This window comes from Caballeronia sp. PC1 (genome assembly GCF_021353155.1).
In the GTDB taxonomy this organism is placed as follows: Bacteria; Pseudomonadota; Gammaproteobacteria; order Burkholderiales; family Burkholderiaceae; genus Caballeronia; species Caballeronia cordobensis.
Genome location: NZ_JAJUBH010000001.1, coordinates 440,465 through 465,260 on the forward strand (window position 1 = coordinate 440,465; position 24,796 = coordinate 465,260).

At 62.7% G+C, this 24,796-nt stretch carries 25 protein-coding genes and 2 tRNA genes; 20 read left to right on the forward strand and 7 right to left on the reverse strand.

Going from position 1 to position 24,796, the window contains the following annotated elements:
• Positions 1–23 precede the first annotated feature (23 nt).
• Both greA and LY284_RS02165 read left to right on the forward strand, forming a co-directional pair.
• A complete protein-coding gene (gene greA, locus LY284_RS02160; protein WP_014191923.1) occupies positions 24–500 on the forward strand; it encodes a transcription elongation factor GreA in 477 nt (158 codons plus the stop codon).
• Positions 500–1,015, forward strand: coding sequence for a DUF4149 domain-containing protein (locus LY284_RS02165; protein ID WP_014191922.1), 516 nt, complete (start codon positions 500–502; stop codon positions 1,013–1,015). Before greA ends, LY284_RS02165 begins: the two co-directional genes overlap by 1 nt.
• 71 nt (positions 1,016–1,086) lie before the next feature.
• Here LY284_RS02165 and LY284_RS02170 read toward each other — a convergent pair whose 3' ends face one another.
• A complete protein-coding gene (locus LY284_RS02170) occupies positions 1,087–1,626 on the reverse strand; it encodes a YhbY family RNA-binding protein (protein WP_014191921.1) in 540 nt (179 codons plus the stop codon).
• 303 nt (positions 1,627–1,929) lie between these two features.
• Here LY284_RS02170 and LY284_RS02175 point away from each other — a divergent pair, with 303 nt between their 5' ends.
• The 11 genes from LY284_RS02175 (at position 1,930) to phoR (ending at position 14,165) form a co-directional block, all read left to right on the forward strand.
• A complete protein-coding gene (locus tag LY284_RS02175; protein ID WP_014191920.1) occupies positions 1,930–2,592 on the forward strand; it encodes an RlmE family RNA methyltransferase in 663 nt (220 codons plus the stop codon).
• Positions 2,593–2,776: 184 nt separating this feature from the next.
• Positions 2,777–4,663 carry an ATP-dependent zinc metalloprotease FtsH gene (ftsH, locus tag LY284_RS02180; protein ID WP_014191919.1) on the forward strand — a complete coding sequence of 629 codons (1,887 nt, stop codon included), beginning with the start codon at positions 2,777–2,779 and terminating at the stop codon, positions 4,661–4,663.
• Between the two features lie 158 nt (positions 4,664–4,821).
• The gene (gene folP, locus LY284_RS02185) at positions 4,822–5,706 is read left to right on the forward strand and encodes a dihydropteroate synthase (protein WP_014191918.1); all 885 of its coding nucleotides are present in this window, start codon (positions 4,822–4,824) and stop codon (positions 5,704–5,706) included.
• 120 nt (positions 5,707–5,826) lie between these two features.
• Positions 5,827–7,188 (forward strand): phosphoglucosamine mutase, encoded by a 1,362-nt coding sequence (gene glmM / locus LY284_RS02190; protein WP_053568511.1) that lies wholly within the window; start codon positions 5,827–5,829, stop codon positions 7,186–7,188.
• Positions 7,189–7,397: 209 nt separating this feature from the next.
• The gene (gene pstS, locus LY284_RS02195; protein ID WP_233384190.1) at positions 7,398–8,429 is read left to right on the forward strand and encodes a phosphate ABC transporter substrate-binding protein PstS; all 1,032 of its coding nucleotides are present in this window, start codon (positions 7,398–7,400) and stop codon (positions 8,427–8,429) included.
• Between the two features lie 130 nt (positions 8,430–8,559).
• A complete protein-coding gene (gene pstC, locus LY284_RS02200; protein ID WP_041730542.1) occupies positions 8,560–9,543 on the forward strand; it encodes a phosphate ABC transporter permease PstC in 984 nt (327 codons plus the stop codon).
• Positions 9,543–10,430: a phosphate ABC transporter permease PstA gene (pstA, locus tag LY284_RS02205; RefSeq protein ID WP_014191914.1), complete on the forward strand. Its 888-nt coding sequence runs from the start codon at positions 9,543–9,545 to the stop codon at positions 10,428–10,430. Before pstC ends, pstA begins: the two co-directional genes overlap by 1 nt.
• A 15-nt stretch (positions 10,431–10,445) precedes the next feature.
• A complete protein-coding gene (pstB, locus tag LY284_RS02210; protein ID WP_014191913.1) occupies positions 10,446–11,306 on the forward strand; it encodes a phosphate ABC transporter ATP-binding protein PstB in 861 nt (286 codons plus the stop codon).
• 40 nt (positions 11,307–11,346) lie between these two features.
• Positions 11,347–12,051, forward strand: coding sequence for a phosphate signaling complex protein PhoU (gene phoU / locus LY284_RS02215; RefSeq protein WP_014191912.1), 705 nt, complete (start codon positions 11,347–11,349; stop codon positions 12,049–12,051).
• A 50-nt stretch (positions 12,052–12,101) separates the two neighbouring features.
• Entirely contained in the window at positions 12,102–12,803 is a 702-nt protein-coding gene (gene phoB / locus LY284_RS02220; protein ID WP_008342029.1) for a phosphate regulon transcriptional regulator PhoB, read from the forward strand.
• 48 nt (positions 12,804–12,851) lie between these two features.
• Complete coding sequence (phoR, locus tag LY284_RS02225; RefSeq protein WP_014191910.1) at positions 12,852–14,165, forward strand: phosphate regulon sensor histidine kinase PhoR; 1,314 nt, start codon at positions 12,852–12,854, stop codon at positions 14,163–14,165.
• Between the two features lie 666 nt (positions 14,166–14,831).
• On the opposite strand, the gene ppk1 is transcribed toward phoR, so the two are convergent.
• Positions 14,832–16,895: a polyphosphate kinase 1 gene (ppk1, locus tag LY284_RS02230; protein WP_045450840.1), complete on the reverse strand. Its 2,064-nt coding sequence runs from the start codon at positions 16,893–16,895 to the stop codon at positions 14,832–14,834.
• A gap of 264 nt (positions 16,896–17,159) precedes the next feature.
• On the opposite strand from ppk1, the gene ppx reads away from it, so the two are divergent.
• Positions 17,160–18,671: an exopolyphosphatase gene (gene ppx, locus LY284_RS02235; protein ID WP_041730539.1), complete on the forward strand. Its 1,512-nt coding sequence runs from the start codon at positions 17,160–17,162 to the stop codon at positions 18,669–18,671.
• 61 nt (positions 18,672–18,732) lie between these two features.
• Here ppx and LY284_RS02240 read toward each other — a convergent pair whose 3' ends face one another.
• Positions 18,733–19,557, reverse strand: coding sequence for a GNAT family N-acetyltransferase (locus LY284_RS02240; protein ID WP_014191907.1), 825 nt, complete (start codon positions 19,555–19,557; stop codon positions 18,733–18,735).
• A gap of 147 nt (positions 19,558–19,704) precedes the next feature.
• Positions 19,705–20,163 (reverse strand): histidine phosphatase family protein, encoded by a 459-nt coding sequence (locus tag LY284_RS02245; RefSeq protein WP_014191906.1) that lies wholly within the window; start codon positions 20,161–20,163, stop codon positions 19,705–19,707.
• Between the two features lie 84 nt (positions 20,164–20,247).
• Between LY284_RS02245 and LY284_RS02250 the strand changes: the two genes are divergently transcribed.
• The 3 genes from LY284_RS02250 (at position 20,248) to LY284_RS02260 (ending at position 20,990) form a co-directional block, all read left to right on the forward strand.
• A tRNA-Pro gene (locus LY284_RS02250) sits at positions 20,248–20,324 on the forward strand.
• Positions 20,325–20,394: 70 nt separating this feature from the next.
• On the forward strand, positions 20,395–20,568 hold the full coding sequence (locus tag LY284_RS02255) for a hypothetical protein (protein ID WP_014191905.1): 174 nt from the start codon (positions 20,395–20,397) through the stop codon (positions 20,566–20,568).
• A gap of 278 nt (positions 20,569–20,846) precedes the next feature.
• Entirely contained in the window at positions 20,847–20,990 is a 144-nt protein-coding gene (locus LY284_RS02260) for a hypothetical protein (protein WP_233384199.1), read from the forward strand.
• 5 nt (positions 20,991–20,995) lie between these two features.
• Here the strand turns inward: LY284_RS02260 and LY284_RS02265 are convergent, their stop codons facing one another.
• The 3 genes from LY284_RS02265 to LY284_RS02275 all read right to left on the reverse strand — a co-directional run bounded on the left by LY284_RS02265 (position 20,996) and on the right by LY284_RS02275 (position 23,063).
• Positions 20,996–21,316, reverse strand: coding sequence for a hypothetical protein (locus tag LY284_RS02265; RefSeq protein WP_014191904.1), 321 nt, complete (start codon positions 21,314–21,316; stop codon positions 20,996–20,998).
• Positions 21,317–21,345: 29 nt separating this feature from the next.
• Entirely contained in the window at positions 21,346–22,035 is a 690-nt protein-coding gene (locus LY284_RS02270) for a peptidoglycan DD-metalloendopeptidase family protein (RefSeq protein ID WP_014191903.1), read from the reverse strand.
• Between the two features lie 125 nt (positions 22,036–22,160).
• Positions 22,161–23,063 (reverse strand): aldose 1-epimerase, encoded by a 903-nt coding sequence (locus LY284_RS02275; protein ID WP_014191902.1) that lies wholly within the window; start codon positions 23,061–23,063, stop codon positions 22,161–22,163.
• 128 nt (positions 23,064–23,191) lie between these two features.
• Between LY284_RS02275 and LY284_RS02280 the strand changes: the two genes are divergently transcribed.
• From LY284_RS02280 to LY284_RS02290, 3 genes are all read left to right on the forward strand, one after another.
• Positions 23,192–23,335, forward strand: coding sequence for a hypothetical protein (locus tag LY284_RS02280; RefSeq protein WP_156903062.1), 144 nt, complete (start codon positions 23,192–23,194; stop codon positions 23,333–23,335).
• A gap of 297 nt (positions 23,336–23,632) precedes the next feature.
• On the forward strand, positions 23,633–24,463 hold the full coding sequence (locus LY284_RS02285) for an undecaprenyl-diphosphate phosphatase (protein WP_053568508.1): 831 nt from the start codon (positions 23,633–23,635) through the stop codon (positions 24,461–24,463).
• 101 nt (positions 24,464–24,564) lie between these two features.
• A tRNA-Arg gene (locus LY284_RS02290) sits at positions 24,565–24,641 on the forward strand.
• Positions 24,642–24,796 lie beyond the last annotated feature (155 nt).

The following is a 24,796-nucleotide window of genomic DNA, read 5'->3' on the forward strand; positions in this document are numbered from 1 at the left end:
ACGAAATTGTTTGTGAGTGGTCTATGAGCACGATTCCTTTGACGAAGCGCGGCGCGGAGTTGCTGCGCGACGAATTGCAACGCCTGAAGGCCGTGGAGCGTCCGGCGGTCATCACCGCGATCGCGGAGGCGCGGGCGCAAGGCGACCTCTCGGAAAACGCGGAGTACGACGCCGCGAAGGAAAAACAGGGCTTCATCGAGGGCCGCATCGCGGAAATCGAGTCGAAGCTGGCTGCTGCGCAAGTGATCGATCCGACGCAGGTGGAAGCCGAAGGCCGCGTGGTGTTCGGCGCGACCGTGGAACTGGAAGACTTGGCGTCGGGCAATACGGTCACGTATCAGATCGTCGGCGATGACGAAGCGGATCTCGACCACGGTCTCATCTCGGTGAGCTCGCCGATCGCGCGCGCGCTGATCGCGAAGTCCGAAGGCGACGTGGCATCGGTGCAGGCGCCGAGCGGCGCTCGCGAATACGAAATCATCGCGGTTCGTTACGTCTGATGGAGCACCGGCTTTTTCGCACCGTCAGCATGGTCTGGGTCGGCAGCCTGCTGACCTTGGGCCTCATTGGCGCGCCGGTTCTCTTCTCGATGCTCGACCGCACGACGGCGGGCTCGGTGGCGGCGCAGTACTTCCGGATCGAGGCGATCATCGGCGTGATTTGCGCGCTGGTGCTGATTTTGATCGGCAATCGCTTCGTGAGAAGCGGCATCGTCGATTACAAGCGCGTGCGCTGGATCGTCGCGGTGATGCTCGTGTGCGTGCTGATCGGCTATTTCGGCCTGCAGCCGTTCATGAATTCGCTGCGCATGGCGGCGCAGGAAGCCGGCACCGATCTCGCGAGCTCGCCGTATGCGAAGGAGTTCGGCATTCTGCACGGCATATCGACTGCGATCTATCTGATCGAATGCCTGTTTGGCATTGCGCTGGTGTGGCGTCTGCCGGGCACGGCGCCGGTCAAGATCGTGCCGAAGGGCAAATCGGCCAAGGTGGCGGCGAAACGAGCGCGAAGCTGAGTAGCGATGCTCGTCCGGCGGCGCGTGGGTTCCATCGCGAACGCACGCGCCGTTTGCTTATTGCGGTGCGCTTATTTCACCGCCTGATGCTGGCGCTTCGAGCTGGTCTGACGCTTCTTCGCGCGCTTCACGTTGCCGCCCGCCGTCACGCGCTCGTTGCCGAGCACTTTCAGCGTCTGCTTCTTCGGCTTCTTGAACGCGGGCGCATCGCGCGTGATCTTCACGGCCTTGACAGTGCGCGGCGCGCGGCCCTTGGCCGGACGTTCGTCGGCGGCTTCGCCCGCGCTCGGCGGCATGGTGCTTCGGGTGCGGGTGGCGCGGCTCTTCGGCGCGGCGCCTTCGGGTCTCCAGATCACGAGCAGCTTGCCGATATGCTGGATAGGCGCGGCGTTCAGGCGATCGCAGATTTCGTCGTAGATCGCGACGCGCGCCTCGCGTTCGTCGCCGAACACGCGGACCTTGATGAGCTGATGCGCTTCCAGGTGCACGTTGATCTCTTTGAACACGGCATCGGTCAGACCCTCCGCGCCGACGAGCACGACGGGCTTGAGCGCATGGGCCTGGGAGCGCAGGTCGGCGCGCTCGGCGGGGGAGAGTTTAAGAGCTGGCATGAGAGATTCGGGACTCGACTAAAATGTGGGCGGCAAGACGTGCGCACGGTGCGCTCGCAAGGCGGATCGAACTCGCTCTACGCGAGCGCGCAAGGATTCGCGCGTAATCGGCGGCGCTTCGATTCGATCGGTCGCGCGGCCCGCCCACCAGAAACAGAACAGGCCGGATGCCGGGTTTCGATGCGCGCAAGCGCCCGATGACCGGTCCGGCCAACAAGACGCGTATTATCCGCTAAAAGCATCGCGCGATGCAGCAAAATACGCACCGGGCGCGCCGGGAGCGCGCCAATTGAGCTCAGTTGAATGGCAAAGAACCGTTTTAATCAGTCGTGGTTGCATGACCACATCAACGACCCTTACGTGAAGATGGCGCAGCGCGAAGGCTACCGCGCGCGTGCCGCCTACAAGCTGAAGGAGATCGACGAGCAGGACAAGCTTATCAAGCCGGGGCAGGTGATCGTCGATCTCGGCTCGACGCCCGGCAGCTGGAGCCAGTACGCGCGCAACAAGCTCGCGCACGGCGCGAAGCGCAATACGGAGCGCGAGGGCGGCATCGACGGCACGATCATCGCGCTCGACATCCTGCCGATGGAACCGATCGCCGACGTCACCTTCATCCAGGGTGACTTCCGCGAGGACGAGGTGCTCGCGCAACTCGCGGAAATCGTCGGAGAACGGCAGGTGGACCTTGTAATTTCGGACATGGCCCCCAACCTCTCAGGCGTAGCGAGTGCCGATGCGGCGCGCATCGAGCATCTCTGCGATCTGGCGCTGGAGTTCGCGCAAAACCATCTGAAACCGGAGGGTGCGCTGCTGGTCAAATGTTTTCATGGCAGCGGATATAGCCAGATCGTCGAGAAGTTCAAACACCAGTTCAAAGTGGTGGCGCCGCGCAAACCGAAGGCCTCTCGCGACAAATCGTCGGAGACTTTTATCCTCGGGCGGCGGCTCAAGCGCCCGAACTGACGGCCCGCTCTAGCGATTCGGCGTAAATCGGCGATATTTTCGCGGATTATGTCGAAAAAGGCCTCTCTGCCGCTATATGTGCGGTAGTTAAACCTTATGGCAGGGGTTAGCGGTCTGGATTAGAATGCTTTCGTGGCGTCGCAAGGTTTATGTAGGCGCCCGTCTATGAGTGAGGAGTGGTGCTTTGAACAACAATATGTTCTCTAAAGCGGCAGTGTGGCTCGTGATCGCACTGGTGCTGTTTACGGTGTTCAAGCAGTTCGATAAGCCCCGCGTCCAAGAAGGTGTCTCCTATTCGCAGTTCATGGACGACGCGAAGAACGGCAAAGTCAAGAACGTCACCGTTCAGGGCCGCAATCTCACGGTCACTCCGAACGACGGCCAGAAATACCAGATCGTGTCGCCCGGCGACATCTGGATGGTCGGCGATCTGATGAAATACGGCGTTCAGGTCAGCGGCAAGGCTGACGATGAACCGAATGCGCTCGTCTCCGCGCTGTACTACCTCGGGCCGACGATCCTGATCATCGGGTTCTGGTTCTACATGATGAGGCAGATGCAGGGGGGCGGCAAAGGCGGGGCGTTCTCGTTCGGGAAGTCGCGCGCGCGTCTGATCGACGAAAACAACAACGCAATCAATTTCACCGACGTCGCGGGCTGCGACGAAGCCAAGGAAGAAGTGTCCGAACTGGTCGACTTCCTGCGCGATCCGCAGAAGTTCCAGAAGCTCGGCGGGCGAATTCCGCGCGGGGTGCTGCTAGTCGGCCCTCCGGGTACCGGTAAGACGCTGCTGGCGCGCGCCATCGCGGGCGAAGCGAAAGTGCCGTTCTTCAGCATCTCGGGTTCGGACTTCGTGGAAATGTTCGTCGGCGTGGGCGCGGCGCGTGTTCGCGACATGTTCGAGCAGGCGAAGAAGCATGCGCCGTGTATCGTGTTCATCGACGAAATCGACGCGGTCGGCCGTCATCGCGGTGCGGGCATGGGCGGCGGCAACGACGAGCGCGAGCAGACGCTGAACCAGATGCTCGTCGAGATGGACGGCTTCGAGGCGAACTCGGGCGTTATCGTGATCGCCGCAACGAACCGTTCGGACGTGCTGGACAAGGCGCTGCTGCGCCCGGGCCGTTTCGACCGTCAGGTGTACGTCGGTCTGCCGGATATCCGCGGCCGCGAGCACATCATGAAGGTGCACCTGCGCAAGGTGCCGATCGCAAACGACGTGGACGCATCGGTCATCGCGCGCGGCACGCCGGGCTTCTCCGGCGCAGATCTCGCGAACCTCGTCAACGAGGCGGCGCTGTTCGCGGCGCGTCGCGGCAAGCGCATCGTCGAAATGCAGGATTTCGAGGACGCGAAAGACAAGATCTTCATGGGTCCGGAGCGCAAGTCCGCTGTGATGCGCGAGGAAGAGCGCCGCAACACGGCGTACCACGAGTCGGGCCACGCGGTGGTGGCGAAGCTGCTCCCGCATGCCGATCCGGTGCACAAGGTTACGATCATGCCGCGCGGTTGGGCGTTGGGCGTCACTTGGCAATTGCCGGAGCATGATCGCGTGAACCTCTATCGCGACAAGATGCTGGAGGAAATCGCCATCTTGTTCGGCGGCCGTGCCGCGGAAGAAGTGTTCCTGAACTCGATGTCGACCGGCGCTTCGAACGACTTCGAGCGCGCGACCAAGATGGCGCGGGACATGGTGACGCGCTACGGCATGTCCGATGTCCTCGGCACGATGGTCTACGTCGACACCGAAGAGAACGGCATGTTCGGCAAGATGGGCGCGAAGTCGGTGTCCGAAGCCACGCAGCAGAAGGTCGATGCGGAAATCCGCCGCATTCTCGACGAGCAATATGCACTCGCCCGCAAGCTGCTGGAAGACAGCCGCGACAAGGTCGAGGCCATGACCAAGGCGCTGCTCGAATGGGAAACCATCGATGCGGACCAGATCAGCGACATCATGGCGGACCGTCCGCCGCGTCCGCCGAAGAACATGCCGCCGCCGTCGGGCGATACGCCTTCGGGTGGCAGCAGCGGTACCGAGGTCAAGCCTGGCAACGCGCCGGCAACGGCCTGAGTTTTCCGCGTTCGTTCATGGGCCGGTGTGCATTGCACGCCGGCCCATTTTCCATTCAGGGCCCGGTTTTAATGAGATGCTGAACGGCACGTAGCGCACGGTGCTCGCTATGCCAAACGGTCTCCCCTCCAGCCCATTCCTTCATTCGTTCGACTCGCTTGACCACCTCGACCTCATCCCCGTTTTCAGCAGCGCCGCTTCAGTGCGGCCGCTTCACGCTGACCTTCGAACGCCCGCTCGTCATGGGCATCCTCAACGTCACGCCGGATTCCTTTTCGGATGGCGGCCGGTTCATCGCGCGCGACGCCGCCCTGGCGCGCGCCGAGCAGATGCTCGCCGACGGCGCCGACATGATCGATATCGGCGGGGAGTCCACGCGTCCCGGCGCGCCGCCCGTCCCGCTGGACGAGGAACTGGAGCGCGTCGTGCCAATCGTCGAGGCGTTGCGTGATGTCCGTGCGCCGCTTTCCGTCGATACGTACAAGCCGGCGGTCATGCGCGCCGTGCTCGAGGCCGGCGCGGACATGATCAACGACATCTGGGGCTTTCGCCGGGAAGGCGCGCTCGACGCCGTCAAGAACAGCAACTGCGGCCTCTGCGTGATGCACATGCTCGGCGAGCCTCAGACGATGCAACTGCACGAGCCGATGTACGAAGATGTGGTCGCCGAGATCCGTGCGTTCTTTGCCGAACGCGTGGCCACACTTACGCAGGCCGGCGTGAGCGCGGCGCGCATCAGTCTCGATCCGGGCTATGGTTTCGGCAAGACCGTCGAGCACAATTACCAGTTGCTCGCGCATCTTGCCGCGACCCAGCCCGCCGGAGCGGCTTTCCCGCTGCTCGCGGGCATGTCGCGCAAATCGATGCTCGGCGCCGTCACCGGACGCGGCGCGGGCGAGCGGCTCGCGGCGAGCGTCGCCGCCGCGGCCTGCGCGGCGGAGCGGGGCGCGGCGATCATCCGCGTGCACGACGTCGCCGAAACCGTCGATGCGCTGAAGGTCTGGCAAGCAACAAAAGAAGCCGCCGCGAATGGGCATCATTGAGCCTTGGCGCCATTGGAGAGGTCTTCCGGCGCAGGCCGCGCGCGCCAATATAACTATCATCAACACTATGTCGCGGATCGATAACCGCAGCCATATGTCCCGCGAGGAGGGCAAGCAATAATGGCACGTCAATATTTTGGAACGGACGGCATCCGTGGGCGCGTCGGCGTCGCGCCGATTACGCCGGACTTCGTACTCCGGCTCGGCTACGCCGCGGGCAAGGTGCTCGCGGGTGCGGATCGCGCGCTGCAGAAAAAGGGCAATCGGCCGACGGTGCTGATCGGCAAGGACACGCGCGTGTCCGGCTACATGCTGGAAGCGGCGCTGGAGTCGGGCTTCTCGGCGGCGGGCGTCGACGTGATGCTCGCCGGCCCGATGCCGACGCCGGGCGTCGCCTACCTCACGCGCGCGCTGCGGCTGTCGGCGGGCGTGGTGATCAGCGCGTCGCACAATCCCTACAACGACAACGGCATCAAATTCTTCTCCGCCGACGGCAACAAGCTGCCCGACGAAGTCGAGCTCGAAATCGAACGTCAACTCGAACTGCCGATGGAATGCGCGCCTTCCGAGCAACTCGGCAAGGCACGGCGTCTCGACGACGCGGGCGGCCGTTACATCGAGTTCTGCAAGAGCACGTTTCCCGCGAATTTCGACTTGCGCGGCCTGAAGCTCGTGGTCGATTGCGCGCATGGCGCCGCCTATGACGTCGCGCCGCACGTCTTTCACGAACTGGGCGCGGAAGTGGTGTCGATCGGCGTCTCGCCGAACGGCTTCAATATCAACGACGGCGTCGGCGCGACCGCGCCCGATGCGCTCGTGCGGGCCGTGGTGGAGCACAAGGCCGACATCGGCATCGCGCTGGACGGCGACGCCGATCGCCTGCAGATCGTCGATTCGACGGGCCGGCTGTATAACGGCGACGAGTTGCTGTACGTGCTGGTGAAGGATCGCATCGCGACCGACGGCAAGGTGGACGGCGCGGTCGGCACGCTGATGACCAACATGGCCGTGGAAGTGGCGCTGAAAGAGGTCGGCGTGCAGTTCGTGCGCGCAGCCGTCGGCGACCGCTACGTGCTCGAAAAGCTGCGCGAGAACGGCTGGCAACTGGGCGCGGAAGGCTCCGGCCACATCCTGTCGCTCGACCGTCATTCGACCGGCGACGGCATCGTCTCGGCGCTTCTAGTGCTCGCGGCGATCCAGCGCAGCGGCAAATCGCTCGATCAACTGCTCGATGGCGTGAGCCTTTTCCCGCAGAAGCTGATCAACGTGCGCATGAATGCCGGCGCGGACTGGAAAGCCAGCGACGCGATTCGCCGCGCGGTCGAGCAAGCCGAGCGTTCCCTCCAATCGCACGGCCGGGTCTTGATTCGCGCGTCGGGAACTGAACCTGTCCTGCGCGTGATGGTGGAAGCGTCGGCGCAAAAGGATGCGGTTCAGTACGCGGAAACGATTGCGCAGGTCGTAAAAGAAGCGACTTCGTAGGCGTTTACTGAATTTCTCGACACTTCGCTAAAAGCGGGCTTCGGCCCGCTTTTTTATTTGCATCGGGCGCTTTACAAAGCCGGTGTGATCATACTTTCGGGGCGTAAGAAAACTGACATGTTTGCTTCACGATTAGTCATATTACTGTCACAGACTCCTCCTATATTTCGCGGTGTCGTCTCACACGCTCACAACCCTGGAGGTTAAGAATGAAATTGATGCAAACCGCGCTGGCCGGCCTGATTGGCGCCGTGTTCGCCATCTCCGCGCAAGCAGCCGACATCACCGGCGCGGGTAGTACCTTCGCAGCCCCGATCTACACCAAGTGGGCAGACGCCTACCAGAAAAACGGCGGCGGCAAGGTCAACTACCAAGGCATCGGCTCGTCGGGCGGTATCAAGCAGATCATCGCGAAGACCGTGGATTTCGCGGGCTCCGACGCTCCGCTGAAAGACGACGAACTCGCGAAGGACGGCCTGTTCCAGTTCCCGACGGTGGTCGGCGGCGTGGTGCCGGTGATCAACGTGCCGGGCGTGAAGGCGGGTGAAGTGACGCTGTCGGGCCAGGTGCTCGGCGACATCTACCTCGGCAAGATCAAGAAGTGGAACGACCCGGCGATCGCCGCGCTGAATCCGAAGGTCAAGCTGCCGGATACGGACATTGCCGTGGTGCGCCGCGCCGACGGTTCGGGCACGAGCTTCATCTGGACGAACTATCTGTCGAAGGTCAACACGGAGTGGAAGTCGAAGGTCGGCGAAGGCTCGACCGTCAACTGGCCGACGGGCACGGGCGGTAAGGGCAACGACGGCGTCGCGGCCTTCGTGCAGCGTCTGCCGGGCGCGATCGGCTACGTGGAGTGGGCGTACGCGAAGCAGAACAAGATGACCTACGTCGGCATGAAGAACTCGGCCGGCACGATCGTCGAGCCGAAGACGGACACGTTCAAGGCCGCTGCGGCGGGCGCGGACTGGTCGAAATCGTTCTATCAGATCCTGACGAACGAGCCGGGCCAGAACGCATGGCCGATCGTCGGCGCGACCTTCGTCCTGCTGCACGCGACGCAAGAGAAGCCGCAGCAAGGTTCGGAAACGCTCAAGTTCTTCGACTGGGCGTTCAAGAACGGCAATCAGGCTGCGAACGATCTGGACTACATCTCGCTGCCGGATTCGGTCGTTGCCGAAATCAAGACGCAATGGAAGGCGAAGGTGAAGGACGCTTCGGGCAAGTCGGTCGCGGAATAAGCGCGGCAAGCAGTCGTTTCAAACTGTCCTAAGCTATCGATTCGAGGGACAGCAAAGCAGAGAAAGCAAGCCGCGCGGCGAGCCCCAAGGTTCGCCGCGCGGTCTGACACGTAGCGAAACCAAGGCTCCCATGTCGGACATCAATCTTTCGTCGGCGGTGCCGGCGGCGCATACACAGCGCGCGCCGAGCCGTATCGGCGACATCGTTTTCGGCGGCGTGACGCGGCTTGCGGCCGTCATCACGCTGCTTCTGCTTGGCGGCATCATCGTTTCGCTGCTCATCGCGTCGTTGCCGACCATCCACAAATTCGGGCTTTCGTTTCTCTGGCGCGCGGAGTGGGATCCACCCAGCGAGAGCTTCGGCGCGCTGGTGCCGATCTACGGCACGATCGCGACCTCGATCATCGCGCTCATCATCGCCGTGCCGGTGAGCTTCGGCATCGCGCTGTTCCTGACGGAACTCTCGCCCGCGTGGCTGCGCCGTCCGCTCGGCGTCGCGATCGAGCTGCTCGCGGCGATTCCGTCGATCGTGTACGGCATGTGGGGCCTGCTCGTGTTCGCGCCGATCTTCGCGGAATACTTCGAGAAGCCGCTCGGTCATTTGCTCGGCGACGTGCCCGTTATCGGCATGTTCTTTCAGGGCGCGCCGATCGGCATCGGCATTCTGTGCGCGGGCGTGATTCTCGCGATCATGATCATCCCGTATATCGCCTCCGTGATGCGCGACGTGTTCGAAGTCACGCCCGTGCTGCTGAAGGAATCTGCGTACGGCATCGGCTGCACGACGTGGGAAGTGATGTGGAAGATCGTGCTGCCCTATACGCGCGCCGGCGTGATCGGCGGCGTCATGCTCGGCCTCGGCCGCGCGCTCGGCGAAACGATGGCCGTCACGTTCGTCATCGGCAACACGAACCTGCTCGACAATGTCTCGCTGTTCTCGCCTGGCAACAGCATCACCTCCGCGCTCGCGAACGAATTCGCGGAAGCGAGCCCGGGCCTGCATACGTCCGCGCTGATGGAACTCGGCCTCATTCTCTTCGTGATCACGTTCTTCGTGCTCGCGATTTCGAAGATCATGCTGATTCGCATGGAACGCGGGGAGGGCCGTAAATAATGAGCCGTCCCGCTACCTTCAATCAGGACCCGAAGCGGCTGCAGGCCACGCGCCAGAAGCTGCAAAGCCGCCGCCGCGGCACCAATGCGGTCGCGCTGACGCTGTCGCTCGCCGCCATGGCCTTCGGTCTCATCTGGCTCGTGTGGATTCTCTTCACGACGCTCAAGCTCGGCATCGGCGGCTTGTCGGTCGATCTGTTCACGCAATCGACGCCGCCGCCGAACACCGATGGCGGCGGTCTCGCCAACGCGATCGTCGGCTCGCTGATGCTCGTCGTGCTCGCGACCTTCGTCGGCACACCGCTCGGCATTCTCGCGGGCGTCTATCTCGCCGAATACGGCCAGAAGCGCTGGCTCGCGAACGTCACGCGTTTCATCAACGACATTCTGCTGTCGGCGCCTTCGATCGTCGTCGGTCTGTTCGTGTATGCGCTCGTCGTCGCGAAGATGGGCCGCTTTTCCGGCTGGGCGGGCGTGATTGCGCTGGCGCTTCTGCAGATTCCGATCGTGATCCGCACGACCGAGAACATGCTGAAGCTCGTGCCGAACGCGCTGCGCGAGGCCGCGTTCGCGCTCGGCACGCCGAAGTGGAAGATGGTGATGTCGATCACGCTGAAGGCGTCGATCGGCGGCATCGTGACGGGCGTGCTGCTGGCGGTGGCGCGCATTGCCGGCGAAACCGCGCCGCTCCTCTTCACGGCGCTGTCGAATCAGTTTTTCTCGTGGGACATGAATCAGCCGGTGGCCAACCTGCCGGTGACGATCTACAAGTTCGCGATGAGTCCGTTCCCGCAGTGGCAATCGCTCGCGTGGGCCGGTGTGTTCCTGATTACGCTCGGTGTGCTGGGTCTGAATATCCTGGCGCGCGCGATCTTCTCGAAGAAATAAGGGTGGAGTGATTCCATGAATATGGTCGAAAGCGGTGTCAACCACCAGGAAAAGCAGATCGAACGCGGTCCGGTTCCCGGCAGCGTGCGCCCCACGCACGCCTCGCAGCCGGCGGATTCGATCAGGCCGAAGATCGAGGTGAAGAACCTCAACTTCTTCTACAACAAGTATCACGCGCTGAAGAACATCAACCTGCGCATTCCCGAGAAGAAGGTCACGGCTTTCATCGGGCCGTCGGGTTGCGGCAAGTCCACGCTTTTGCGCACCTTCAACAAGATGTACGCGCTCTATCCGGAGCAGCGCGCGGAAGGCGAGATCCTGATGGACGGCGCGAACCTGCTCGACACGACGCGCGACATTTCGCTGCTGCGCGCGCGCGTCGGCATGGTGTTCCAGAAGCCGACGCCGTTTCCGATGTCGATCTACGACAACATCGCATTCGGCGTGAAGATGTTCGAGCAGCTTTCGCGCTCGGAAATGGACGACCGCGTCGAATGGGCGCTCACGAAAGCCGCGCTCTGGACCGAAGTGAAGGACAAGCTGCAGCAGAGCGGCTACGGTCTGTCGGGCGGTCAGCAGCAGCGTTTGTGCATTGCGCGCGGCATCGCGATCCGTCCGGAAGTGCTGTTGCTCGACGAGCCGTGCTCGGCGCTCGATCCGATCTCGACGGGCCGCATCGAAGAACTGATCGCCGAATTGAAGAGCGATTACACGGTCGTGATCGTCACGCACAACATGCAGCAGGCGGCGCGTTGTTCGGACTACACTGCCTATATGTACCTGGGTGAATTGATCGAATTCGGCGACACCGAAAAGATCTTCATCAAGCCGGCCCGCAAGGAGACGGAAGACTACATCACGGGCCGCTTCGGCTGATCGCCGGACGGGTGAAACGAAAAGGCTTTAAGGAGCAAATATGTCCGATAAACATCTTTCGAGCCAGTTCGACGCCGACCTCAACGCGGTGTCGTCGAAAGTGCTGGAAATGGGCGGTCTCGTCGAGTCGCAGATCATCGCGGCGATGCAGGCGTTGAACGAGTTCGACATCGGCATCGCCGACCAGGTGATCGCGGCCGAAGTGCGTCTGAACACGATGGAAGTCGAGATCGACGAAGAGTGCAGCAACATCATCGCGCGCCGTCAGCCGGCTGCACGCGATCTGCGCCTGTTGATGGCGATCTCGAAGACGATCACGAATCTGGAGCGCGCCGGCGACGAAGCCGAGAAGATCGCCAAGCGCGTGAAGCGCATCAACGAAGACGGCGCGGGCCGCACGGTGAACATCGCGGAAATCAAGCTTTCGGGCGAGATGGCGGTATCGATCCTGCGCCGCGCGCTCGATGCGTTCGCGCGTCTGGACACGGTGGCGGCAGCGCAGATCGTGCGCGACGACAAGGCTATCGACGATGAATTCCGCGCCTTCGTGCGCAAGCTCGTGACGTACATGATGGAAGATCCGCGCACCATTTCGGCGGGCCTCGACTATCTGTTCATCGCGAAGGCGGTGGAGCGCATCGGCGATCACGCGAAGAACATCGCCGAGTTCATCATCTATATCGTGAAGGGCACGGACGTGCGTCACATCTCGCGCGATCAGCTCGAACGCGAGGCGTTGAGCTGATTCGTTGCCGCGCAATCGTTTTAACTCAAGGAAAAGGTCAAGAGGTGCCGATGCCCAGCAGTATCCTCGTCGTCGAAGACGAACCCGCGATCTCCGAATTGATTTCGGTGAATCTTCAGCATGCGGGACATTGCCCGATTCGCGCCTATAACGCGGAACAGGCGCAAAACCTGATCAGCGACGTGCTGCCCGATCTCGTCCTGCTCGACTGGATGTTGCCGGGCAAGTCGGGCATCGCGTTCGCGCGCGAGCTGCGCAACAACGAGCGCACGAAGCATATTCCGATCATCATGCTGACGGCGCGCGGCGACGAGCAGGACAAGGTGCTCGGCCTCGAGATCGGCGCGGACGATTACGTGACGAAGCCGTTCTCGCCGAAGGAACTGATGGCGCGCATCAAGGCGGTTCTGCGCCGCCGCGCGCCGCAGCTCACCGAAGACGTGGTCGCGATCAACGGTTTGCGGCTCGATCCGGCGACGCACCGTGTGGCGGCGAGTCATTCGGGCAACGATATCAAGCTCGATCTCGGCCCGACCGAATTCCGTCTGCTGCATTTCTTCATGACGCATCCGGAGCGCGTCCATAGCCGCACGCAATTGCTGGATCAGGTGTGGGGCGATCACGTGTTCGTCGAAGAGCGTACGGTCGATGTGCATATCAAGCGTCTGCGCGCCGCGCTCAAGCCCGCGGGCTGCGATGCTATGATCGAAACGGTGCGCGGCAGCGGATACCGGCTTGCGAAGAGCGCGTGAGTTCCGCTTCGACTTGCCGCATCAACGTCATCTAGACACACCGACAACATGAACATCATCTGGACGCGTGCCATCGTGTCCCTCGCGCTGCTCGCCGCGCTCAGCGCGGCGATCGGCGCATTCGCGGGCGTGCGCGTGGCGCTGGCCTTTGCGGTGCTCATGCTCGTCGTGCAGGGCTTTTTCGTTACCTATCACATGCAGCGCCTGTGGCGTCTGCTCGAAGCGCCGGTCTATGGCGAGGTGCCGAGTGCGCTCGGCATCTGGGGCGAAATCTATTACCGTCTGCACAAGCTCGCGAAGCGCTGGCACGCGCAAGTGCGTCAGGTCGAGCAACAGCATGCGCGCTTCATTCAGGCGATCCAGGCCTCGCCGAACGGCGTTGCGATGCTCGACGATCACGATCAGATCGAGTGGTGCAATGCGATCGCCGAGGAGCACTTCGGGCTCGATGCCAAGCGCGACTTGCGCCAGCACATCACGCATCTCGTGCGCAATCCGGACTTCGTGCGTTATCTGAACGCGCACCATTACGAAGAGATGCTCGTGATGCGCGGCATGGGCGTGCATCGCAAGTACACGGTATCGGTGCAGGTATTTCCGTATGGCGAGAACCGCAAGCTGCTGCTCACGCAGGACATCACCGAACTGGAGCGCACGGACTCGATGCGCCGCGATTTCGTCGCCAATGTTTCGCATGAGTTGAAGACGCCGCTCACGGTGTTGTCCGGCTTTCTCGAAACGATGCGCGAACTGCCGCTCGACGAAGCGGACCGCATGCGTTATCTCGACATGATGGAGCAGCAGGCGTCGCGCATGCAGAACATCGTGCGGGACTTGCTCGTGCTCGCGAATCTCGAAGGCGATATGCGTCCGCCGGGCGACGAGTTGCTCGACATGCGCGCGGTGATGCGGCATCTGGAAGACGATGCCAATAACCTGTCGAACGGGCGGCATCGGATTTCGTTTCAAAGCGATGATGCGTTGACCGTCGCGGGGGCCGAGACCGAAGTGATGAGTGCGCTTGGCAATCTCGTGACTAACGCGGTGCGGTATACGCCGGATGGCGGGGCCATCGAGGTTTCTTGGCAGCGCATGAAGGATCGCGCGGTTTTTGCCGTGCGGGATAGCGGGCTTGGGATTCCTGCGGAGCATATTCCGCGGTTGACGGAGCGGTTCTATCGCGTGGATCGGAGCCGGTCGCGGGATACCGGGGGGACCGGGTTGGGGCTGGCTATCGTCAAGCATGTGTTGCAGCGGCATAATGCCGAGCTTGATGTTAAGAGTGAAGTTGGGAGGGGGAGTACTTTTGTTGTTCGATTTCCCGCATCGCGGACGGCTTTGAGGAAGTCGTTGGCGGCTTGATTGTTTTTTTGCGGGATCCCGTTTTCGTGTTGGTCTATTAGCACTGCCCCTCCCCGGGGCGGGGGTAACTTTCTTTGCTGCTGCAAAGAAAGTCACCAAAGAAAGCAGCTTCGTCACCGCCCGCGGTCACACGCAGTTTGGCCACTATTCTCCTCGGGGAACGGTCCTCGCCTAAAGAGTGCCCCCATAGGCCCAACCGGGCTTGGATCGCGCACGATCTGACAAACCATAAGTTTGAGCGCACTGGTTCAGCACGAAATAGCTTCGGCACAGCGCTGCGCGCTGCCGCTGGGTATGCGAGGGAAACCGGCGAACACGAATGCACTCGCGTACCCGATTTACCCATCGGCCGCGAAGCGGGCTGGAACTTGAAATGGCTGTACCGGTTTGTTAAGCGGCGCGATGTGACGGATCGTGCGCGATCCAAGCCCGATTGGGCCTGTGAGGGCGACACTTAGGCGAGTGCCGCCTTGGAGGAGAAAAGTGGCCAAACTGCGTGTGACCGCGGGCGGTGACAAAGCTGCTTTCTTTGGTGACTTTCTTTGCAGCAGCAAAGAAAGTTACCCCCGCCCCGGGGAGGGGCAGTGCTAATAAACCACCACGATTACGGGATCCAGCGAATCAAAACAGAAAACTAAGTGACGGGATCCCGCGATTCAAAAAAAATCAAGAACAAAACTTAGCCAACAACCCCAATTGCGCATTGCGAATAGCCTTCCCCGGCCTCCGCTTCCGATAATGCCCATCACTCTGCATCACCCACGCCGACTGATTATCCCCAAGACAAACCGACAAGCCCTCGGCAATAACCCGCCGCTTCAACCGCCGATCGCGAATCGGAAACGCCACCTCCACGCGCCTGAAGAAGTTCCGATCCATCCAGTCCGCGCTGGAAAGAAACACATCTTCCTTGCCATTCGCATAAAAATAGAAGATGCGATGATGTTCGAGAAACCGCCCGACGATTGACCGAACTGTGATGTTCTCCGAAAGATCCTCGACCCCCGGCTTCAGCGAGCACACGCCCCGCACGATCAGGTCGATCTTCACGCCCGCATGCGACGCCTCGTAAAGCGCGGCAATCACCGTAGGCTCCAGCAGGGCATTCATCTTCGCGACGATCCGCGCTCGCCGGCCCGCGCGCGCATGCTCGGCCTCGGCGCGAATCGCGTCGATGAGCTTCGCGTGCAGCGTGAACGGCGACTGCCATAGCTGATTCAAAGGAATCTCGCCGCCGATTCCCGTCAACTGCTGAAAGACGTGATGCACGTCTTCGCACATCTCCTGATCCGAAGTCATCAAACCGAAGTCGGTATAAAGACGCGCCGTGCGCGGATGATAGTTGCCCGTGCCCAGATGCGCATAACGCTTCAGGACAAGCTTGCCGCCCTGCGATACGCGCCGCACGATCAGCATCATCTTCGCGTGGCACTTGTGGCCGACCACGCCATACACCACATGCGCGCCCACCGCTTCGAGCTGCGACGCCCAGTTGATGTTCGTCTCTTCGTCGAAGCGCGCGAGCAGTTCCACGACGACCGTGACTTCCTTGCCGTTGCGCGCGGCTTGCATGAGCGCATCCATCAACGGGGAATCGGTGCCCGTGCGATAGATCGTCTGCTTGATGGCAACAACTTGAGGATCTTTCGCGGCCTGCAGCAGCAGTTCGAGCACCGGCTGAAAACTCTCGTACGGATGATGCAGCAGGATATCGCCCTGATCGATCGCATCGAAGAGATTCGACGTGTTCGCGATCGCCTTCGGCACCGAAGGAATATGCGGCACGAACTTGAGGTCCGGCCGGTCGACCATCTCGGGCAACTGCATCAGACGCACGAGATTGACCGGCCCGTTCACGCGATACACATCGCGTTCGCTCAACTGACCTTCGTCGAGCAGGCGCCGCACGAGATGCGGCGGCGTTTCCGCCGACACTTCGAGCCGCACCGCATTGCCCAGATGCCGCGCGGGCAGTTCGCCTTGCAGCGCGACGCGCAGATTGGTGATCTCGTCTTCATCGACGAAAAGCTCGCTGTTGCGCGTGATGCGGAACTGGTTGCAACTGCGCACGACGAGATGAGGAAACAGTTCGTTGACGAAGTGCTGCATGAACGAGCTGAGCAGCACGAAGCCATGCGGATAACCCGACAACGCCTCGGGCATGCGCACGAGGCGCGGCAGCGCGCGCGGCGCCTGCACGATGCCCATCATCGCCTGGCGGCCGAAAGCGTCCGTGCCTTCCAGTTCGACGACGAAGTTCAGGCTCTTGTTCAATACCCGCGGAAACGGATGCGCGGGATCGAGCCCGATCGGCGTGAGCACCGGCAAAAGCTCGTTGTAGAAGTAGTCGCGCGCCCACGCGGTCTGCTGCTCGGTCCAGTCTTCCGCGCCGTGAAAGTAGATGCCTTCCATTTCGAGCGCGGGCAGCACGATGTCGTGCAGCATCGAATATTGCTGGCGCACGAGGCGCTGCGCGCGTTCCGAAACCAGGTCGTAGACGTGCTGCAGCGACATGCCGTCCGGCGACAGCGAGCCGGGGTTGTCGCGCATCTGCTCTTGCAGACCCGCCATACGGACTTCGAAGAATTCGTCGAGGTTGCTGCTCGTGATGCAAATGAATCGCAGGCGTTCAAGCAAGGGAACCGTCGTGTCGGCGGCTTGCGCGAGGACGCGCTCGTTGAAACCTAAAATGCCCAGTTCGCGGTTGAATAACGGATAGCGTATGGACATCGGGGGGAGGGAGGGTGTCTCGATCAGATGGGCAAGGAAGCTCTCAGATGTTCTCACAGTATCATGTGTTTTTTATGACAGAACGATTTTCACGAATTCTACTCATTATGCGGATAGCGTCGCTAGCGCGCACGCGCGATTTTCGGATGTTCCGCGCACGGCTTCGAGCGGGCGCGCGCCGCGGCGGCATAGAATAAAATTCGTGCGCTGCAACAGCGCCGCTGTGACAGTGCCTTTCCCCACTTCACGATTTCCGGATCTCCGATGGTCACACATCCCCATCTTCTTGCCGCGGTCGACCTCGGATCGAACAGCTTCCGGTTGATCGTCGGCCGGGTCGAGGAAACGCCCGCCGGCAGCCAGATCTACCAGGTCGACGCGCTGCGCGAGCCCGTGCGGCTCGGCGGCGGACTCTCGAAGGACAAGATGCTCGACCGCGCATCGCAAGTGCGCGGCTGGGATGCGCTGAAGCGCTTCGGCGAACGCCTGCGCGATTTTCATCCCGATCAGGTGCGCGCCGTCGCCACCAATACCTTGCGCGTTGCAAAAAACGCCCACGACTTTCTCGTCGAGGCGGAAAGCGCGCTCGGATTTCCGATCGAAGTCATCGCCGGGCGCGAGGAAGCGCGCCTCATCTACGCGGGCGCCGCGCATTCGGTGCCGGCGAGCGCGGGCAAGCGGCTCGTGGTCGATATCGGCGGGGGCTCGACGGAGTTCATCATCGGCTCGCATTACACGCCGATCCACATGGAGAGCCTCTATATCGGCTGCGTGAGCCATAGCCGCCAGTTCTTCCCGGCCGGCAATGTCGACGAATACACCATGCGCCAGGCCGAGCTCGCCGCCAAGCGCGAGATTCAGATCATTTCGCGCGAATACAAGCAGACGGGCTGGGATCAGGCGATCGGTTCGTCGGGCACGGCGCGCGCGCTCGCGGAACTGATCGAGGCGAACGGCTTCAACGATCCCGATGTCACGCACGGCATTTCGCGCGTCGGCCTGGAGCGGCTCAAGCGCGCGCTCATCAAGGCCGAGAACGTGAACCGGCTGAAGCTCGTCGCGCTCAAGCCGGATCGCGTGCCGGTGCTCGCGGGCGGCCTGTCGATCATGCTCGGCGTGTTCGAGGAACTGGGCGTCGAATACGCCGATACCACCGACGCCGCCTTGCGGCTCGGCGTGCTGTACGACCTGCTCGGGCGCTCGCAGCATCAGGACATGCGCACGGTGACGGTCGAAGGCTTCAAGCGCCGCTATGGCGTGGATGCCGCGCAGGCCGAGCGCATCGGCGAACTGGCGATCAGTTTCTACGATCAGCTCGGCGAGCCCGATGAAGACGTGCGCGAGGAAAACCGCATGTTCCTCGCGTGGGCGGCGTCGCTGCACGAGATCGGTTTGTCGATCGCGCATAGCGCCTATCACAAGCACTCCGCGTATATCGCGAGCAACGCCGACATGCCCGGCTTCTCGCGCACCGATCAGGCCCGGCTCGCGGCGCTCGTGCTCGGCCACGCGGGCAAGCTCGGCAAGATCGCGCAGGCGCGCGACATCGACTGGACGCTGCTGTTCTGTCTGCGGCTTGCGGCGCTGTTGTCGCGCCGGCGCACGGATGTCGGGCTGCCAGGCATCGAGGTGAAACGGGCGGGCGGCGGCTTCGAAGTGCATCTGCCCAACGAATGGGTGGCCAACAATCCGCTCACCGATTACAGCCTCGTGCAGGAAGCGATGGAATGGGAAAAGATCGGCCGGCCGTATCGCGTGGTCTATACGGGCGATTGAGTGAATCGATGCCGCAAGGAACAAGGCCCCGTCGAGCGGGGCCTTGTTGCGTTTTGGGGCTTTACCGCCCCTGCATGTCGCCGATGAAGTGCCGCGCATAGCGCGCGTTGATCTCCGACAGACGGAACAGCGTGAGGAAGTCCGCGGTATTGAAATCCGGATCCCAGGCCGGCGCGCCGCAGATCTTCGCGCCGAGACGCAGATAACCCTTCACGAGCGGCGGCGGGCTCACGTTCGCGCCGGTGCGCAGTTCCTCGACCGGCAGCGGCGTGTGCGGGAACGCGCGATATTCGGGCGCCGTCAGCGCATCGGCGGGAAGGGAGGTGTAGAGATTCGCGGCGTAATGTCCGCCGTCGATCATGCCGACGCTCGCGCAGCCGAGCATCGTCTCGTAGCCGTTTTGCATCATGTACGCGGCGAGGCCGCCCCACAGCGACATGATCACCGCGCCGTTGCGATAGTCCGGATGCACGCACGAGCGGCCCACTTCGACGAGCTTCGGCCGCAGGTGCGTGAGGCGCGACACGTCGAACTCGCTTTCCGCGTACAGACGGCCGATGCGCGCGGCCTGATGCGGCGGCAGCACGCGATACGTGCCGACCACCTGCAGCGTATCGAGATCGCGCACGAGCAGGTGATCGCAGTAGGCGTCGAAGGCATCGACATCGAGACCGGCGGGACCGGACAGGCGTGCGCCCATTTCTTCGGAGAACACGCGATAGCGCAGGCGCTGGGCGTCGCGCAGGGCGTCGTCGTCGCGCGCCCACGCGACTTGCAGGCGCTCGCGGCCCGTATGCGTTTCGGAAGGGCGCGGAAGGTGGCGGCGCGAATCGAGCGAGAGCGATGACGCTCCGAGTTGCAGGAAAGGCGTCGGCAAATCTTGCATTGGCGTTCCTCGACAGGACGTGGCTTCAAGTCCTCGCCAATGTAGTAATGCGCGGTGACGCTCGCATGGCATCGCAATGACGTTTCGATGAAACGACACGCGCATGACGGCGAGCTTACGCCGCCCGAATGCGGCGCGGATTACGGCTCAGAGCAGGTCGGGATTGACCACGGCGCGCAGCACCACCTGGCCGTCGCCGCCGCGCGTGCGCCCCTGAAACCACCAGATGCCCGATTTCTTGATCGGCCATTCCGCTTCGTGGCCGGTCATCAAAAGCGCGGCGACGTGGCCGAGCGTCGGCTGGTGCCCGATCACGACGACCGTTTCCGCGATGCCGTCGGGCCAGCCCGCCGCATCGAGCACGGCCTGCGCGCCGTTGCCCGGCGCGAGCTCGTCGGCGACACGGTAACGGTCCCCGAAGGCTTCGGCGGTCTGGATCGTGCGCGTCGCGGGGCTGGCGAGCAGCACGGCGTCGTCGCCGACGCGCGCTCTCAGCCATTTGGCGATGCCTTGCGCCTGCTTGCGCCCGCGCGGCGTGAGCTGCCGTGCGAGATCGCTCGACGCCTGGTCTTCGGCTTCGGCGTGACGCCACAGAATGAGGTTCATCGAGATCGTCTCCGGTTGATGAGAACATAACTCTGAACTCGCCATTGCGGATGCGCATCGGTCACGTTACAATCTGCGGCTCGACGGAGCGTAGCGCAGCCTGGTAGCGCATCTGATTTGGGATCAGAGGGTCGAAGGTTCGAATCCTTTCGCTCCGACCACGATACACGAAGGGGTTACAAGTTACGGCTTGTAACCCCTTTGTCTTTTCGACGACCGTCCGGGAGATTCATGCCGCGTCTCGTTTCCGCCTTACTCTGCACCGCGTTCATCGCGCTCGGCCTGAGCGCATGCGCCGAGCCCGCGCGCCAGAAGCACCCGCCGCAAGATCCGCCCGACTACAAGGGCGTGCCGACGGACATGACGCCGCCATCGATGATCGCGCCGTCCGCCAAGCCGCAATAATCTTCCACGAAAAAAGCGAAGCCCCGATGCGGGCACACCGGGGCTTCTGACCCGCGCCCCCGTTCGCGCGGAGATCGGGCACGGGCTGACGCCAGTCTAGGGACATCCGCCGCGCGCTTTTGTGTGCGGTTGTTTCGGCACGTAACGGGATGAAAAGCGACGAGGGGAACAGCGAAACCGCGAAGCGCTGCCTGCCGCACGTTTGGCGGCAGTTGGTTTCTGCAGAATGTGGCCGGGGCAGGTATTATCGGGCGGACTTGTTTCAAATTGTGTCTGCCATGAATCTGCTCTGGCTCTTCGCCGCTGTCGCGCCGCTCGCCGTGGCATCGCTCGTTGCGTTCGCCGCGCATATCGATCCGCTGTCGGGACACTGGCGCACGCGGCGCTCGAAACACTCGAAGGACGACACCGCCGACGCCTGATGGCGTCACTGCTTGCAGCGGATCACCATCGAGCGGGTCTTGATGTTCGCCCCGAAAATTCCGCCGACCGAGCCGCCCGCCGTCGCGCCGTTGTCCGCGTCTTTCGACACCACATCGTAGCCATATGCGCCGCATGTCTCGCCCGCCTGCTTGTAGCAGGCCGCCCAGCTCGTGCTCGCATCGGCGCCGCTGCAATTGATCGCGAAGCCCGTCTCGCCGGAAGGCAGATAGGTCATCGTGGGGCCGCTCGCGCAGCCGGCGAGCGCGCCGCTCAGCGCCAGCGCCGCGCCGAGCGCGGCCGTGTTCATCCTCTTCGTCAAACTCATCGATCTTCCTCGTAACGTCCGCCCGGCCTTCAGCGGGGCGGCAGGTAGCGCGCCGGGTCCGTCGAGCGGCCCATGTAGCGCACCTCGAAATGCAGCATCGTGCGATTGCTGTCGGTATCGCCCATTTCGGCGATTTGCTGGCCCTGCTGCACGGTCTGGCCTTCTTTCACCAGCAGCGTGCGATTGTGGGCGTAGGCGGTCAGATACTCGTCGTCGTGTTTGACGATCAGCATGTTGCCGTAGCCGCGCAGGCCATTGCCCGCGTAGACGACATTACCCGTTGCCGCCGCGACGACGGGCGTGCCCGCCGCATTGGCGATGTCGATGCCCTTCGAGTTCTTGCCGTCGAAGCTGCGAATGACGCTGCCCTGAGCCGGCCAGACGAGCGTGACGCCCGGCCCGGCCTTGTTCTGCGACAGCGACTCTGCGCTGGTCTCGCTCTTCGCGCTCGCCGTGCCCGCAGCCGATGACTCCGCCGCGCTCGCGCTGCCCGCCGGCGGCGCGATGCGCAGCACCTGACCGACTTCGATCGCATCGGGATTCGTGAGCCCGTTCCAGCGTTTGATGTTGTTGACCGTCGTGCGATTCGCACGCGCGATCTTCGACACCGTATCGCCGCGCTCGACGCGATAGAACCCCGGCGCGACCGGCCCCGTTCCGCATGCGGCCAACACTGCGATGAGCGATGCGCAGACGAGCCGTCTCATTTGTTTTTGCAAACCTGACCTCGCAAAGCACCGCCGCGAGCCGTGCACGGCACGGTTGCGCGGCGAATCGAAAGGCAGGATTTTACCGTCTCGGGTTTCCCCGGACAGAAAGACGCTTTGAACGGATGCCGCGCGCCTTATTCGCCGGCCGTGACGACGAGCCGGAGCGACGCCGTTTCGGTCTTGCCCGGCGCGAGCCAGCGCAGCCCGCGGCCGTTATGGATCGCGTCGGGCAGGCCGATCCACGGCTCGACGCAATAGAAGTCCGACGTGTCCGATTCGGTCCAGGTCGTGACGGCGTACCACGGCACCGAGTCCGGCTGGTCCAGCTCGAAGCTGACCGTGCGCTTGAGTCCCGGCGTCTTCAGCCGCATCGGCTCGTCGGAAGGGCGCGTGAGGCAGTGGAACGTGTCGATGATCGCCGGATCGGCCAGCGAATAACGCGGCTGGCCCGGCTCGGCCTCGCTGATCGAGCCGTCCGCCAGTTGCCGGCGCCGCTCGGTGCGCGGCAGCTCGACGCTGCTTTCGCCACGCTGCGCGTGCGGCAAATGGAAGTAGAAGTGATGCCCGGCGTAGTAGGGCAGCGCGACCTCGCCCGGATTGGACGTCGTGAGCTCCACCTCGATCGTGTTGCCGTCGACGATGCGGTACGCCGCCTCGAAGCGGAATGCGAACGGATAGCCGTCGCGGGTCGCGTCGCTGTCGACGAGCGTCATGCGCAGGCCGTGGCCATCGGCGTCGCGTGTGCAGGAGAAGGGCAGATTGCGCGCGAAGCCGTGCGTCGGCAGCGCGTGCACGACGCCCTCGGGATCGCGCCATTTGCCGATTTCTCCATCGACGAAATGCCGGCCGAGAAACGGAAAGAGCAGCGGATTGCCGCCGCGGATTTTCGCGGGATTCGACCAGTCGGGCGTGTCGGGCCAATGGATGACCGGCTCGCCGCCGACGCGCCAGGTCATGAGCCGTCCGCCCGCGCGCGGCGCGAGCAGAAGGGCGGCGCCGTCGCGCTCGATTTCGATGACGTCAGTTTCCGTTGACATGATGGCCGTGCGCTCCGTGGATGAACTGGACGCCGCGCATGCGATGGCGCGCGGCTGGAACCGTCGATTCTGCCTTCAAATTTTCTACGGAAAAACCCTTTGCGGGAAATTGCGACTGAGCAAGCGTCATGCAATATGTTGTTATGCGGAACCAGTGTTGGGAATCAGACGGACAAGGAGTAATCATGGATCTGGCGATGGCGATGGGCGTCGCGATGTTCGGCCTTTTCGGCGCGAGCACGGCAATCTTCCTCTATAAGCTGAAGGCCTGAGCGGGCGATCGCCGTTCCGCTGCGCTCGACGGCGTGTCTAAGCGTAATTCCTTTCGGAAGGCTTAGGTTTTCCTTGCGATAGTTGTTCGTTTAACCCACGGTTGACTGTCGATACATTTTGTGTGCAGTTACCGCTTGGCGCTCGATTTCGCGACCGGCATAATCGGTCCCGTTTGCGCGCCGTATCGACTTATCCCTCCTGTTCCACCTTCCCGGTCCGCCTCTTTCGGCTTCGCGAGATGCGAGGGATGGAACTGCACGGCGCGTCCTTTCTCCTCCTCAAAAAAGGACCGACGCGTGACTCTGTGGTTTCTCGTTTTTCTGAGCGTGCTCCAGGGCGTGACCGAACTCTTTCCGGTCAGCAGCCTCGGTCACACGCTGCTCGTTCCCGGCCTGATCGGCATGCATATCGACAAGCACGCGCCGCAATTGCTGCCGTTTCTCGTCGCGCTGCATCTCGGCACGGCCATCGCGCTGCTCTGGTATTTCCGTGATCGCTGGATCGCGCTGATCCGCGGCTTTTTCGCGTCGCTCGGCGGCCGCCGCAACGACGACGGCCACATGATGTGGGCGCTCATCATCGGCACGATTCCGACGGGCATCGTCGGGCTGCTGCTGGAAAAGCGCCTGGAGGCGATTTTTCACGATCTGCGGATCGTCGCGGCGGCGTTGATCGTCAACGGCGTGCTGCTGTGGCTGGGTGACCGCCTGCAGAGAAACCGCGCGACGCGCGCGCCCGAAAAGCTCACGTTCAGGCAGGCGTTTCTGGTCGGGCTTGCGCAGATCGGCGCGCTGATTCCCGGCTTCTCGCGCAGCGGCCTGACGATGATCGCGGGCGTGGGCGCGGGGCTCACCGCGGAGGCGGCGGCGGAGTTTTCGTTCCTGCTCGGCACGCCGATCATTTTCGCGGCGGGCGTGCTCGAATTGCCGAAGCTCTTTCACGCGCCGGGGCAACTGGCCGATGCGGTGCTCGGCGGCGTGCTGACGGGCATCGCGGCGTATCTGAGCGTGCGTTTTCTGATGCGCTATTTCGAGGGGCACGGAAAGCTCGCTTCGTTCGGCGTGTACTGCGTGATCGCGGGCATCTTCTTCTTCGGCTGGTTCATGATGCATCCGCAACCGGTGTAACGAACGCGGGACAGGCGCGGCGGCGAATGAGGTAAAATCGCGGTCTCTTCCCGATCCGTGGCTGAGTTTCGATTGTCAGCCTGGCCGCGCGTTCCGGTTCTCCGCCCTTAGCTCAGCTGGATAGAGCAACGGCCTTCTAAGCCGTAGGTCACACGTTCGAGTCGTGTAGGGCGGGCCAAGTGGTCCGCTTCGAGCCCGGTCTATGCGACTGGGCTTTTTGCTTTTTGAAGCCAGCGCAAACGCGCCGAGCCCCTCCTGGCCTAATTCCTGCCCCTTCTTTCCGCACGAACACAGCGGATCCCGCAATCCCGCGCCCCGCAACGCTTACACACA